11 protein-coding genes are annotated in these 13,293 nt (G+C 67.6%); 9 read left to right on the top strand and 2 right to left on the bottom strand.

Annotation, left to right across the window (positions count from 1 at the left end; genetic code table 11):
* The first annotated feature begins 145 nt into the window (after positions 1-145).
* From OIM94_RS05780 to OIM94_RS05740, 9 genes are all read left to right on the top strand, one after another.
* Positions 146-1,003 (top strand): MBL fold metallo-hydrolase, encoded by an 858-nt coding sequence (locus OIM94_RS05780; protein ID WP_264609145.1) that lies wholly within the window; start codon positions 146-148, stop codon positions 1,001-1,003.
* On the top strand, positions 1,003-2,010 hold the full coding sequence (locus OIM94_RS05775; protein ID WP_264609144.1) for a patatin-like phospholipase family protein: 1,008 nt from the start codon (positions 1,003-1,005) through the stop codon (positions 2,008-2,010). Before OIM94_RS05780 ends, OIM94_RS05775 begins: the two co-directional genes overlap by 1 nt.
* Positions 2,007-3,062, top strand: a complete 1,056-nt coding sequence (locus OIM94_RS05770) for a zinc-dependent alcohol dehydrogenase (RefSeq protein ID WP_264609143.1) — start codon at positions 2,007-2,009, stop codon at positions 3,060-3,062. Before OIM94_RS05775 ends, OIM94_RS05770 begins: the two co-directional genes overlap by 4 nt.
* 336 nt (positions 3,063-3,398) lie before the next feature.
* A complete protein-coding gene (locus tag OIM94_RS05765) occupies positions 3,399-3,977 on the top strand; it encodes an RNA polymerase sigma factor (RefSeq protein WP_264609142.1) in 579 nt (192 codons plus the stop codon).
* A complete protein-coding gene (locus OIM94_RS05760; protein ID WP_264609141.1) occupies positions 3,974-4,954 on the top strand; it encodes a FecR family protein in 981 nt (326 codons plus the stop codon). The genes OIM94_RS05765 and OIM94_RS05760 overlap by 4 nt, the downstream gene beginning before the upstream one ends.
* Positions 4,955-5,092: 138 nt before the next feature.
* Complete coding sequence (locus OIM94_RS05755) at positions 5,093-8,245, top strand: TonB-dependent receptor (RefSeq protein ID WP_264609140.1); 3,153 nt, start codon at positions 5,093-5,095, stop codon at positions 8,243-8,245.
* 106 nt (positions 8,246-8,351) lie between these two features.
* Positions 8,352-9,887: a tryptophan halogenase family protein gene (locus OIM94_RS05750; protein WP_264609139.1), complete on the top strand. Its 1,536-nt coding sequence runs from the start codon at positions 8,352-8,354 to the stop codon at positions 9,885-9,887.
* A 28-nt stretch (positions 9,888-9,915) separates the two neighbouring features.
* Positions 9,916-10,632, top strand: coding sequence for a SapC family protein (locus OIM94_RS05745; protein WP_264609138.1), 717 nt, complete (start codon positions 9,916-9,918; stop codon positions 10,630-10,632).
* Positions 10,629-11,276, top strand: a complete 648-nt coding sequence (locus tag OIM94_RS05740; RefSeq protein ID WP_264609137.1) for a DUF6445 family protein — start codon at positions 10,629-10,631, stop codon at positions 11,274-11,276. The genes OIM94_RS05745 and OIM94_RS05740 overlap by 4 nt, the downstream gene beginning before the upstream one ends.
* Before the next feature lie 61 nt (positions 11,277-11,337).
* Here OIM94_RS05740 and OIM94_RS05735 read toward each other — a convergent pair whose 3' ends face one another.
* Complete coding sequence (locus tag OIM94_RS05735; RefSeq protein ID WP_264609136.1) at positions 11,338-11,754, bottom strand: cyclophilin-like fold protein; 417 nt, start codon at positions 11,752-11,754, stop codon at positions 11,338-11,340.
* Between the two features lie 178 nt (positions 11,755-11,932).
* A complete protein-coding gene (locus tag OIM94_RS05730; RefSeq protein ID WP_264609135.1) occupies positions 11,933-13,276 on the bottom strand; it encodes a c-type cytochrome in 1,344 nt (447 codons plus the stop codon).
* Positions 13,277-13,293 lie beyond the last annotated feature (17 nt).

Below are 13,293 nucleotides of genomic sequence, written 5' to 3'. Positions count from 1 at the left end.
CGTGCCGGAGGCTGACGTAGACCCCGCCCTACGCACTCACTCCAACATAAGTTACCGAGAAATATGGATTAATGCCCCGGCGTGGCGGGGCGATGACGGCGCTCGTCGGTTGGAATGGCGAGCCTAGAGGACGCTTCCAGGGAACATGATGCGCATCCACCATCTCAATTGCGGCACCGATTGCCCGATCGGCGGCGCGCTGTTCGACGGACGCTCGATCGCGCCGCTCGGGCGGCTGGTCTGCCACTGCCTGCTGATCGATACCGACGCGCATGGGCTGGTGCTGGTCGATACCGGCTATGGCCTGCGCGACGTCGCCCATCCGCACGGGCCGGGCGCACCGCGCATTACCCGGGCATGGCGAACGATGCTCAACATCCGGCTGCACGAGGCGGAGACCGCCATCCGCCAGATCGAGGCGCTCGGCTATCGCGCGGACGACGTGCGCCACATCGTCGTTACCCATCTCGATTTTGACCATGCCGGCGGGCTGGAGGATTTCCCCAGTGCCATCGTCCATGTGATGCAGCGCGAATATGACGACGCCGCCGGCCCCCATGCCGGAATGGTCGCGCGCAACCGCTGGCGCCTGCCCCAGCTGGACGGCGTCCGGCAATGGCGGGGCTATGGCGCGCGGGGCGAGCGCTGGTTCGGCTTTGACGCGGTGCGCGATCTGGAGGGGCTTCCGCCCGAGATCCTGCTCGTCCCGCTGCCCGGGCACACCTGGGGCCATGCCGGCGTGGCCGTCCGCCGCGACGATGGCCGCTGGCTGCTCCATGCGGGCGACGCCTATTTCTACCGCGGCGAGATGCGCCAGGCGCGGCGGCGCTGCACGCCCGGATTGCGCGCCTATCAGCGGCTGATGGAAGTCGATGCCGACAGCCGGATGACCAACCAGGCGCGGCTGCGTCGCCTCTCGATCGAACACCGCGACGAGGTCTCGATCGCCTGCGCGCACGACGCGGTCGAGCTGGAGCACTGTCAGGCGGGGCGGCCGCTTTGATGGCGAGGGACGATCTCCGCATCGTGCTGGTGCTGGCCGGCGGCAATGCGCTGGGTGCCTATCAGGCGGGCGTCATTCAGGCGCTGCACGACGGCGGCATCGCGCCGGAGTGGATCATCGGCACCTCGGCCGGCGCGATCAACGGCGCGATCCTCGCCGGCAACACGCCGGACGTCGCGCTGACGAAGCTCGCCGCCTTCTGGCGGTCGGACGGCTTCGACTGGTGGCAGGCCTGGCCCGAGACGTGGCGCAGGACGATCGGGGCCAGCGCAACGATGCTCGGCGGCCGGAGTGGTCTGTTCGGGTCGTTGGGCACGGCGCTGTTCGCCACGCCCACCCCGGCCTTATACGACACCACCCCACTCGCGGCGACGCTGGACTCGCTCGTCGATTTCGCGCGGCTGAACGCCGGCGCTCCCCGATACACGGCGGTCGCCGTCGACCTGGAGAGTGGCGCCGAGACCGCCTTCGACACAAGCGATCGCACCATCGGCGCTGAGCATATCCGCGCCAGCGCCGCGTTGCCGCCGGCTTTTCCTGCGGTGGCTGTGGACGGGCGGTTCTATGTCGATGGCGGCCTCGCGACCAACCTGCCGCTCGATCCCGCGCTGTCGACGCCGTCTGCCCGCCCGACCCTCTGCATCGCGGTCGATCTGCTCCCGATGCGCAGCTGCCGCCCGAACACGCTGGGCGAAATGGCCGCGCGCGGGCAGGACCTCACCTTCGCGAGCCAGACCCGCCGCACCATCGCGCGCTGGCAGTCGCACTATGCCACCGGCCCGGCGTTTCGCGGCTGCTCGGTCACGCTGGCGCAGTTGCTCTATACCGATCAGCACCGCGAGGTAGCGGGCAAGGCGATGGATTTTTCGCCTGCCTCGGTGCGCCAGCGCTGGGAACACGGCCTTCGCGATGGCGCCAACCTTGTCCGCCGGCTTGCAGAAGGGACGCTACCGATCGGCGGCGAGGGGCTCCATCTCGACCCCGGCAATTCGGAGAACGCACCATGAGAGCCGCGCTGAAGACCGCCGATGGACGCTTCACGGTCGAGGAGGTAGAAGAACCCACGCTGCCCGCCGCCGACTGGGTGAAGGCGCGCGTGCGCATGGCCGGGATCTGCGGCACCGACCTGCGCCACTGGGAGAAGCCTGACCAGCATCTGCGCTGCTGCATCATGGGCCATGAACTTGCCGGCGAGGTTGTGGAAGTCGGCGCAGACGTAACCCGCGTCCGGCCCGGCGACCGGGTGCTGATCGAATCGGTGCTCGGCTGCGGCCATTGCGATTGGTGCCGGGTGCAGCAGTATAACCGCTGCCCCGATCTCTACCCCACCCGCCGTGCCAGCGTCTCGCGCGCCTATGCCGAGTTCGTGGTCGGCCCCCAGCACAAGATGCACAAGCTGCCGGACGCGATCGGCTTCGACGACGCGGCACTGCTCGATACCTTCGCCGTCTGCCTCCACGCGCAGCATCTCTCCGGCCTGACGATCAATGCCAAGGTCGCGATCATCGGGGCGGGGCCGATCGGACTGGGGCAGCTGATGCTGGCCAAGGCGAGCGGCGCCGACGTGCTGTCGATCGATCCTGTGCCCCATGCCCGCGCGCTTGCGCAGGAACTGGGCGCCGATCAGGTGGCGGCGCCCGGGGAGGGCGCACCGGAGGCAGCAATCCTGGCGATGACCGACGGGTGCGGCGCGGACATCGTCTTCGAATGCTCGGGCGGCGAGACCATGCCGCAGACGCTGCCGCTCGCGACGCGGCTGGCGCGGCGGGGTGGCAAGGTCATCATCGTCGGCGGGTTCGATGCAGGAGACATCGCCATTCCGCTCGAATGGCAGCGCATCCAGATGTCGGAGATCACCTTGATACCCAGCGCCAGCTTCGCCTTCCACGATCTTTATGCCGAGCAGGCCGAAGTCATCGAACTCCTCGCGCGCGGCAAGCTCCAGACCCAGCGGCTGATCAGCCACCGCTTCCCGCTGGAGCGGATCAACGAAGCGTTCGAGACGGCAAAGGACAAGGCGAGCACGGGCGCAACCTTTGTCGGTCTCCTGATGCCGTAAGTCGAAGTGAAGTCGAAGTGCAGGCAAGGACCGTGGCTGGGGCGACGGGACCTGCGGTCTGCGGCCGGGTCGCGGATGGGTGGGCCCGGCTGCCCGGCGCTGCTGTGCGCACGCCCCTCGCCGCGTCCGCGATCTGGGGAAGGCCGAGCATCGGCACCAGGCCAAGCCTGGACCGCCAATCACGGCTCGGCGCCCCGGAGCAGGTTGGCAAGCCTGCGGCACCGCAGACCGCACGCATTTTCTGTGGTCGCCGGGAAGGATTTTGCTACCGCCGGTCTCTCTTGGGGCAAACAGAAACTCTGCATGCGGCCATAGGAGGGTGTGGCGAAAGGGGATGTGACATCGGAGCTGGAGCGCCGCCGTAGCCTGGCGCTGTGGGTCGCGCGCGAGATTCTCCCGCACGAGGACCGCGTCCGGGCCTGGTTCGCGCGCAGACGACTTGCGCCCGAGGACGTGGATGAATTGATGCAGGAAGCCTATTGCCGGATCGCCATGCTCCAGACGGTCGACCATATCGATTGCGGGCACGCATATTTCTTCTCGATCGCCCGCAACCTGTTGCTGCGCAGGCTCAAGCGGCAGCAGGTCGTTCCCCTCGAGGCGATCAGCGAGATCGAGAGCTTCCGGGACACGCAGACACCGTCGCCCGAAGAGCAGGTATCGACGCGCCTCGCCTATGAGCGGGTGATGGCCCTGATCGCGGGCCTGCCCGAGCGTTGCCGCCGGATCGTCGAACTGCGCAAGATCGAGGGCTGGTCGCAAAAGGAGATCGCCGCGCATCTGGGGATCAGCGAGAAGGCGGTCGAAAAGCAGGTCTGGGTGGGCGTGCGCGCGATCCGCGAGGGGTGGTCCGCACGCGGGGAGCCGGCGGGCGCCGGTGCAATCGCAGCCAACCGAAAGGCGGGGATCTCGTGAGCGAGGCGACGCAACAGGCCGATGCCGACGCCGCGGCTCGCTGGGTCGCCCGCATGGACGCCGACGCCTGGAGCGAGGCGGATGCCGCCGAGCTGGAGCGATGGCTCGCGGAGGACCCCCGACGCAACGGCCTTCTGCTGCGGACGCAGGCCCTGTGGCAGGCACCTCAGATCGGCGCGCAGCTTGATGCGGGGACGCTTGGCGCGCAGGAGGAAGGCGTGAACGCCGGCCGCCCGAGCCCGTGGCGGCGGCGCGGAGTCCTGGGAGGACTCGTCGCGGCATCGGCGGCCGGGATCGTCGGCGCGCTGCTGTTCCCCGGGCGGGGCGTCGCCTATGTCACCAAGGTGGGCGAGATCCGGCGCGTCCCGCTGGTCGACGGATCGGTGATGACGATCAATTCCGGCAGCGCGCTGCAGGTGCGCATGGCGACGCAGGCCCGCGAGGTCGAGCTTGCGGAGGGCGAGGCATGGTTCGAGGTGGCCAGGGACGCCACGCGTCCGTTCGTGGTCGCGTCGGGCAAGGTCCGCGCACAGGCGATCGGCACGGCCTTTTCGGTGCGGCGGCGCGACAATGGCGTCGAGGTGCTGGTCACCGAGGGCGTGGTTGAAACCTGGTCGGAGGAAGACCAGGGGCAGCGCGTGCGGCTCAGCGCAGGACAATCCGCGCGGATCAATGATCGGGCTATCGTGCATTACGAGACGACCAAGGCATCCGCGGTCGATCGCGCGCTGGCCTGGCGATCCGGCATGATCGACCTGAACGGGACGACGCTGGCGGACGCGGCCGACGAGTTCAATCGCTACAACGAGCGCCAGATCGTCATCGCCGATCCCGATGCGGCCGGCGAGCGCTTCGACGGCCTCTTTCGGATCAACGATCCCGAGGGATTTGCCGGTGCGGTGCGCGATGCGCTGGACCTCTCCGTCAATACTGACGACCCGCGCTTCATTCGCATCCAGCGCATGACCAGGAAGTGACGAGAGCGCAGGGAAGCACAATAAAATTCGTCTGCACAACAACGGGGATAGTAGGGAAAATCGGCGGGCGGGTCTCTAGGCAGGTACAGGTCCAAAAAAGCGGCCTGAAAAAGAAGCAGGATCAAAAGGGGAGGATTTATGGCGAGAGCCACCTTGCGTGGGGCGCTCTTTGCGTCCGCGAGCATCGTCTGCATGGTCGCGATGCCTGCTGCGGCACAGGCCGCTGCACAAACCAGGCAATTCTCGATCGACGCGCAGCCCGCGCAGACCGCGATCGGCCTGTTCGGGCATCAGGCGGACGTGCAGATCATCGCGGCGCGCCGCCTGACCCAATCGGTTCGCACCAATGGCGTGCGCGGCGAATATACGGTGGGGGAGGCGCTCAATCGCCTGTTCGCCGGCACCGGCCTCGTCGCTCGCCAGTCCGGCCCGCGCACCTATGTCGTGGTTCCGCGGCCGGCCTCGGACCCGACCGGCGGCGGCGGCAAGCAGCTTGCGATGGTCGCCCAGGCCAGCGCCCAGGACCAGACGGCCCCGGCGCCCGCACAGGCGCCCACAGCCGACGAAGGCGCCACCATCGTCGTGACCGGCCTGCGCGCCAGCCTCGACAATTCGCGCGGCATCAAGCGGGCGGCGTCCGGCATCGTCGATGCCATTTCGACCAAGGATATCGGCAAGCTGCCCGACGCCAATCTGGCGGAATCGCTGCAGCGCATCACCGGTGTTTCGATCGATCGATCGGGCGGCGAGGGCGCGTTCGTCACGGTCCGCGGTTTCGGACCGGAATTCAACACGGTGCTCGTCAACGGCCGTCAGGTGGCGACCCCGACCGACCCCAGCCAGGCATCGGGCCGCGCCTTTTCCTTCGATACGCTGGCTTCCGAACTCGTCTCCGGCGTGGAGGTCTACAAGTCGTCGACCGCCCGCTACCAGTCGGGTGGCGTCGGCTCGACCGTGAACATCAAGACCGCGCGACCGTTCGACTATAAGGGCATGAAGTTCGCCGGCACGGTCGACGTCAACTACGACGCCAACGCCAAGAAAACCGCGCCGGACGCGTCCTTCCTGTTTGCCGATACCCTGGCGGATGGCACGCTGGGCGTGCTTCTTTCGGGCAGCTACCAGCACCGTTTCACCAAGATCAAGCAGGCGCAGACCGATGGCTGGCTGGTCAACCCTGCGATCCCGGCCAATCAGGTCAATGGCGGCAAGGGCACGGTGTCCTCGACCAATCCGCAGGGCAACATCTTCATCCCGCAGAATTTCGACAGCAAGGTCACTCGGGAGGATCGCGAGCGGATCGGCGGCACGCTCGTGCTGCAATATCGTCCGAGCGATGCGGTGACGGTGACTGCGGACGCGCTCTACACCAAGTTCACCAATACCACCGACGCGCGCTCCTATGGCCATTGGTTCACCGCGTCCAATCTCACCAACGTCAAGACCGACGCCAACGGTACGGTGGTGGACATGACGCAGGCCAGCGGCATCGCCACGGACTTTCACTACAAGAAGTTCGACAAGCGCACCAATACGCGCGCGGTGGGCATGAACGTCGAATGGCAGGTCTCGCCCAACCTTTCCGCCAGCCTCGACGGCACCTACTCGCTGGCCAAGGAAGAGCCGAACGGCGGCAAGGAAGCCTATCTGGCGCTGCTCGGCTATCTCACCGGCTCGTCGCGCTACCAGTCGGATGGGTCGCGCCTGCCCTGGCAGACCGAGACGCTGCCGACCTTCGCCAATGCCACCAATCGTTGCGGCAGTGCCGTCACCGATTCCGGTCGTTCTGGCAGCACCAGCGTGGTGGGCGCGGGGCAGCCGATGTGCCAGCACGTGATGCTGCTGCGCGGCTACGGGGTCCGCGACGAAGTGAAGCAGGTGCGCGCCGATCTTGCCTATAAGGGGGACGGCAGCGAGGGACTGGTAAAGGCCAATGCCGGCTTCTACGGCTCGGAGGATCGCAAGCGGACGTCGCTCTATTCGAATGACGGCGGCACCGGCTGCACCACCTGCGGCTATAATCTGCCGGTGCCGGCAGGGGTGGCGATCACCACCTTCGATGCGGGCAGCGGGTTCCTGTCGGGCGTAAGCGGATCGAACCGCCTGCCCACCCAGTGGCAGACCTTCGACGGCCCGACGCTGTTCAACGCGATCACTGCGCAGCAGGGTGCAGGCTTCTCCTTCGCGCCGCCCCTGGTCAACGACACGCTCGTCAAGGAGCGGGTGCTGGGCGGCTATCTCGAGACCGAATGGCGCGGCACCGTTGCCGGGAAGCCGATCTCGATTGTCGCCGGCGTGCGGTTCGAGGATACCTCGACCAACGTCAACGGCCTTGCCACCGCCTATACCGCGCTGGTCAAGCTGGCCAACGACCAGACGCAGTACGGCTCGACGGCATCGGGCACCACCCGCACGGTGGGCACGGCGCATTATATCGACATCCTGCCCAACATCGCGCTGAAGTGGCAATTGTCCGATGCGTTCACGATGCGCTTCGCCGCCTCGCAGACGATCACCCGGCCGACGCTGGAGCAGCTCTCGCCGGTGACCACCTTGGTCACGCTGCGTCCCGGCAACTTCGCCGCCAGCCGCGGCAATGCCGATCTCAAGCCGTTCAAGGCGAGCAACCTCGATCTGTCGTTCGAATATTATTACGGCCGGTCGAGCTATGTCTCGCTGGGCGGCTATCTGAAGAGCGTGAACAACTTCATCGTGCTCAACCAGACGACCGGCCCGGTCACCGCGGCCTCGGGCAGCGCGCTGCTCGATCCGGCGACCGGCACGCCGGCGCAGTTCACCATCACTGCCCCGGTCAACGGGCAGGACGCAACGGTGACCGGCCTGGAGGCGGCCTGGCAGCATGCGTTCGGCGACACGGGCTTCGGCTTCCAGGTCAACGGCACGCTGGTCGGGTCGAACCGCCACCTCAATCCGCAGGATCTTCGCAACAAGTTCGCGCTGACCGGCCTGTCCAACTCGGCCAACGCCGTGGCCTTCTACGACAATCACGGGATCGAGGCGCGGGTGGCGTTCAACTGGCGCGATCGGTTCCTGCAGTATCTCGCGCCCCCGCCGCTCAACGGGGCGGGCCAGGCGGTCACCCAGGTCCGGGCCTATTCCCAGGTCGATGCGAGCCTGACCTATCACCTCAATTCCAACTTCGCCGTGTTCGTCGAAGGCGCGAACCTCACCAACTCGATCGCCTTCAAATATGCCTATTACTCCAATCAGTTCCTGAACGCGGAGGATAGCGGACGGCGCTTCAAGCTCGGCGCCCGGGTCAACTTCTGATCCGAGGGTAGCGGATCGGGGGCGGGATGGGGTGACCCCGTCCCGCCCCTTTGCCGCCACTCCATTCGTGCTAGATCGAGACGAGAGAGAGGGATGTCGAAGTCGCATGAATCGACAGATTGAGTCGGTCTGCATCGTCGGAGGCGGATCGGCGGGATGGCTCACCGCCGCGTTGATCGCCGCGCGCCACGGACCGGACCTCAAGGTCACGCTCGTCGAAAGCGTGCGACTGGGGATCATCGGCGTCGGTGAGGGGACCTGGCCGACGATGCGCAACACGCTGCGCAAGATCGGCATCAGCGAGACGGATTTCCTGCGCACCTGCAAGGCGTCGTTCAAGCAGGGGGCGAAGTTCGCCGGCTGGCGCACCGGCGGCGCCGACGATTTCTACTACCACCCGCTGGTATTGCCCGAGGGCTTTCCGGACGTGGACCTTGCGCCGTTCTGGAACGCACGCGCCGACGCGGCGGGCACTCCGTCCTTCTCCGATGCGGTGTGTTTCCAGGAATTCCTGTGCGAGCATGATCTCGCGCCCAAGCAGATCACCTCGCCCGAATATGGCGGCATCGCCAACTATGCCTACCATCTCGACGCGGTGCGGCTGGGCGAGATGCTGCGCGCGCACTGTATCGGCAAGCTCGGCGTGCGCCATGTCGACGATGACATCGTCCGCGTCGAGCAGGCGGAGAATGGCGACGTCACCGCCGTGATCGGCCAGCGGCATGGAAGCATCGCGGCAGACCTGTTCGTCGATTGCAGCGGCTTTTCCTCGCTGCTGCTCGGCCAGACGCTGGGGGTACCGTTCCTCGACTGCAGCGACGTGCTGTTCATCGATCGCGCGCTGGCGGTGCAGGTGCCCTATGACCGCGAGGACGCACCGATCGTATCGCACACCGTCTCCACCGCGCAGGACCATGGCTGGATCTGGGATATCGGGCTGCAGAACCGGCGCGGCGTGGGCTATGTCTATTCCAGCCGGCACGCCGGTGCCGATCGGGTGGAGGAGGCGCTCGCCGCCTATGTCGGCCCGGCCTTCGCCCACCTGACCCCGCGCGAGATCACCATCCGCTCGGGCCACCGCGAGACCTTCTGGAAGAACAATGTCGTCGCCGTCGGGCTGGCGGCGGGATTCCTCGAGCCGCTCGAGGCATCGGCGCTCGTGCTGATCGAACTTTCGGCCGACTATATCGCGAGCGCCATGCCCGCCACGCGCGCTGCGATGGACATCGTCGCACGTCGCTTCAACGCCATGACCCGCTATCGCTGGGATCGGATCATCGAGTTCCTCAAGCTGCACTATATGCTGTCCCAGCGCGACGACACCGCCTTCTGGCGCGACAATCGCGATCCCGCGACCATTCCCCAGCCGCTCCAGGATCTGCTGGAGCTGTGGCGGCACACCCCGCCGGGCGAGCATGACTTCGCCAGCGCCCACGAGATGTTCCCGGCGGCGAGCTATCAATATGTGCTCTACGGCATGGGCTTTCGCACCGCGCCGCGCGCCGGTGCGCTGGCCGCCCGCGATGCCGCCGAGGATGCGCTGGAGCGCGTGACCGCGACCAAGCGCCGACTGGCGAGCACGATGCCGACGAACCGCGCGCTGCTCGACAAGCTCGCGCAGTATCGCTTCCAGCCCATCTGACCCCCAGGCCTGCCCCGAAAGAGACGCGATGAATCTGGTACAACTCACCCGCAAGGACCATGCCGGGCTTCGGCTCGATCCCGCACGCGCGCTTTCGGCGGCGGCGAGCGTTCACCTCGTGCCGCTGGTCGCAGGCGAGATCCGCAAGGTGGCCAGCCAGTTCCCCGTGTTCCTCGCCAAGGATGCCGAGACCGGCCAATTCTATCCCGCCGCGCTGCTCGGGCTGGAGCCGCAGGAAAATCTGTTCTGGGACGGCACGACATTCGATGCCGATCACGTCCCGCTCAATCTGCTGCGGCTGCCCTTCTTCGTTGGCAGCGGCGATCTGGAGGGGGCGGTGTGCATCGATGAGACGAGCGCGGCGATCGTGCCGGATGGGCCAGTGGGCATTGTCGAGGCAGACGGGTCCGACAGTGCCTACCTGCAATCGGTGCAGGCGATCCTCGGCCAGCTGGTGGCGGAGCAGGCCGCCACGGCCGCGCTGGTCGATCGCGTCACCGAGCATCGCCTGCTCACCGAGGTGAAGCTGGATGTCGCCTTCCACGATGGTGGGGCGGCCACGCTGTCCGGGCTGTACGGCATCGACGAGCGGGCGCTGGGGCGCAAGGCGACGGCGCTGGGGGATTGGGATCAGGTGATGATCCTGGCGGCAATGGCGCTCTCGCTGGATCATGTGGCCGGGCTGGTCCGGCGCAAGAATGTGCGGCGGGCCGCCGAGGCCGCCTGGTTCGTACCCGCGGCATGAGCCATGGCCCGGCCCGCATGGGTGCGGAGCAGGTGCCGCTGTGGCAACAGGAAGATGCGCACCCGCAGCCCGATGCGCTGGTCGCGGCGGCGCAGCGCCTCGCGTTCCGGCGAGAGCAAGGCGATCTCTACCCCGGCCTGCGGGCGCCCACGCCTGCTGCCTATCCCGATTGGCTGGTCGGCGCGGCAGCGGCGGTTCTGGGCGGTCGCGTCAGCATGTTGCGCACCAGTTTCGCCGTGGCGGGGGACGATCCTGCGCGTCTGGCGCCGATCCAGCGCATCCCCCATTTCGATGATTGTGCCGAGACGATCATCGCTTCGGTCCATTATCTCTGCGCGGCGCCCCATGGCGGGACCAGCTTCTATCGTCACCGCGCCACCGGGTTCGAGCGGATCACGGCGGACCGTCTGCCGCTGTGGCGCCAGGCGCTTGCGCGGGACGGACAGGCCCATGGCATGCCGTCGCCGGCATATCAGGACGGCGACAGCCCCGGCTTCGTCCGAATCGGCCAGGCGGCGATCGCCTTCAACCGCCTGATCTTCTACCCGGCCAACTGCCTCCACGCCGGAGACATTGCCGGTTCCTGGCAGGCCAGCGCCAGCAGCCCGCGACTGACGATCACGTCGCTGCTTCTGCTGGAATGATGCAGGCGAACGGTTCGGGCGGAAAAGGGGCCGCGCGGCGTGCGGAGAATGGGCTTGGGCGTCAGCGCGGCGCGCCGAAATCGCGTGGCGCCTGCCGCAGCGTGACCCGCAATCGACCGGTGCCGCGAAGCGCGGCGAGCGGTGTCGTGATGCGACCGAGCCGGACCAGCCCCGGCGAGTAGCGGAAATCACGCCGGAAGATCGCGAGATTGCCCCAGGGGGCGTAATAGGCGAGGTCGCCTGCGACCGGCGCCACGCCCTCCGGGGCATCGGGATGCCGTAACCTCCGGGGGAGCATCGCGATCTTCTCGCTCACGCCGAAATCCTCGAGTTCCAGCGTCAGCGGCATCAGGGCCAGCAGGTCGCGCGTCGCGGCGCTGTCCTCCAGCTGCACGTGCCAGCGTCCGTCGGGTCCTTCGATTTCGAGCCGGGACGCGGGGTGGGGTACGGCGCGGGTCGCCATGCGGGGGTCCTTCATCCTGGTGTGTACGGCAGCGCCCGGGGGGCAGGCGGTGGCAGCGATCAGCCCGGTCAGAAGGGCCGCAGCCTCTGGTCTGTTGCCTCGCACGGTACGCTCCCTCCGGAATGCCGCACGGATAGCGGAACGCGGCACAGGCAGGCAGCCGGAACGGACTTCATGCGGTGCTGAGCGGCGCTCAACGGGTGGGCAGGGGGCTTATGTCGAGGACGGCTGCACGCGTATCACGCCGGATCGCCGTCACCGCCCGCGGCGTGACCGCCCCGCTGTCGTTGCCCCAGTTGCGGCGTACGAAACTGACGACTGCGGCAACCTGTGCGTCGCTCAGCTGCGCGCGATACGCGGGCATGCGATAGGCGTCGGGCACCCCGGCGGCGACCACGCGGGCCGAACCATTGAGGGTGATGTTGATCTGCGAGTCGCCATGGCCCGCCAGCGAGGAGGCGGTGCCGGCGAGCGGCGGGATCCACGGCGCCTTGCCGCGCCCGTCGGGCCCGTGGCAGAAGCTGCACTTCGCGGCATAGACCTGCGCGCCAAGATCGCCCGTGCGCTTCGCCACGCTGAGCGTGTCGCCTGCCGGCCGATACTGCCAGGGCGCGCCGTCGCGGTTTGGGTCGCCGGGCAGGTCCTTCAGATAATGGGCGATCGCGCGCAGATCGCGGTCGGTGAGGAACTGGGTGGAATTGTTGAACGCCTCGGCCATCGAACCATAGACCACGCCGTGCTGGTTGCGGCCGGTCTTGAGGAAGCGGAAAATGTCGTTCTCGCTCCAGCGCGCCAGGCCGGTGTTAGGATCGCCGCGCAGGCTGGGGGCATACCAATGGTCGATCACCGCGCCCGACAGATAGGCGCTGCTGCCCTGATCGGTGCCGCGCTCGTTCATCGCAATGCCGCGGGGGGTGTGACAGGCGCCGCAATGGCCGGCACCCTGCACCAAATAGGCGCCGCGGTTCCACAGCGCGTCCTTGGCCGGATTGGCGCGGAACGGCGCCGACGGCGCGAACACGCCGTTCCACAAGGCCAGCGGCCAGCGCAGGTTGAGCGGCCAGGGGATGTCGCTCGCCCGGTTCGCCTGCCGCACCGGCGCGACGCCGTGGAGGAAATAGGCGTAAAGGGCGCGGACGTCCTCGTCCGTCAGCTTGGCATAGGAGGGGTAGGGCATCGCCGGATACAGCCGGTGCCCGTCCCCGGCCACGCCGTGGCGCAGTGCGCGATCGAAGTCCGCCAGGGTGTAGGTGCCGATCCCGGTTGCCTTGTCGGGCGTGATGTTGGTCGCATAGATCGCGCCCATCGGCGTCGGCATCTTGAGCCCGCCCGCATAGGCACGGCCCCCCGGCAGGCTGTGACAGGCGACGCAGTCGCCCGCCCGGGCGAGATAGGCTCCGCGCGCCACGAGGTCGGGCGAGGCGGCGGGCGCGGCCGCGCCGTCGAACGGCGAGGCCGGCGTGCGGGTCACGAACTTTGCGGTAGCGCCGGCAAGCACCAGCAGCACCGGCAATATCAGGGCGAGGATCTTCTTCACGCGAGCATCCAATTCAG

The sequence above is a fragment of the Sphingomonas sp. R1 genome, assembly GCF_025960285.1.
Taxonomy (GTDB): Bacteria; Pseudomonadota; Alphaproteobacteria; order Sphingomonadales; family Sphingomonadaceae; genus Sphingomonas.
The sequence above is the reverse complement of the archived record's forward strand: the minus strand, read 5'-3'. Positions and strand labels throughout refer to the sequence as shown.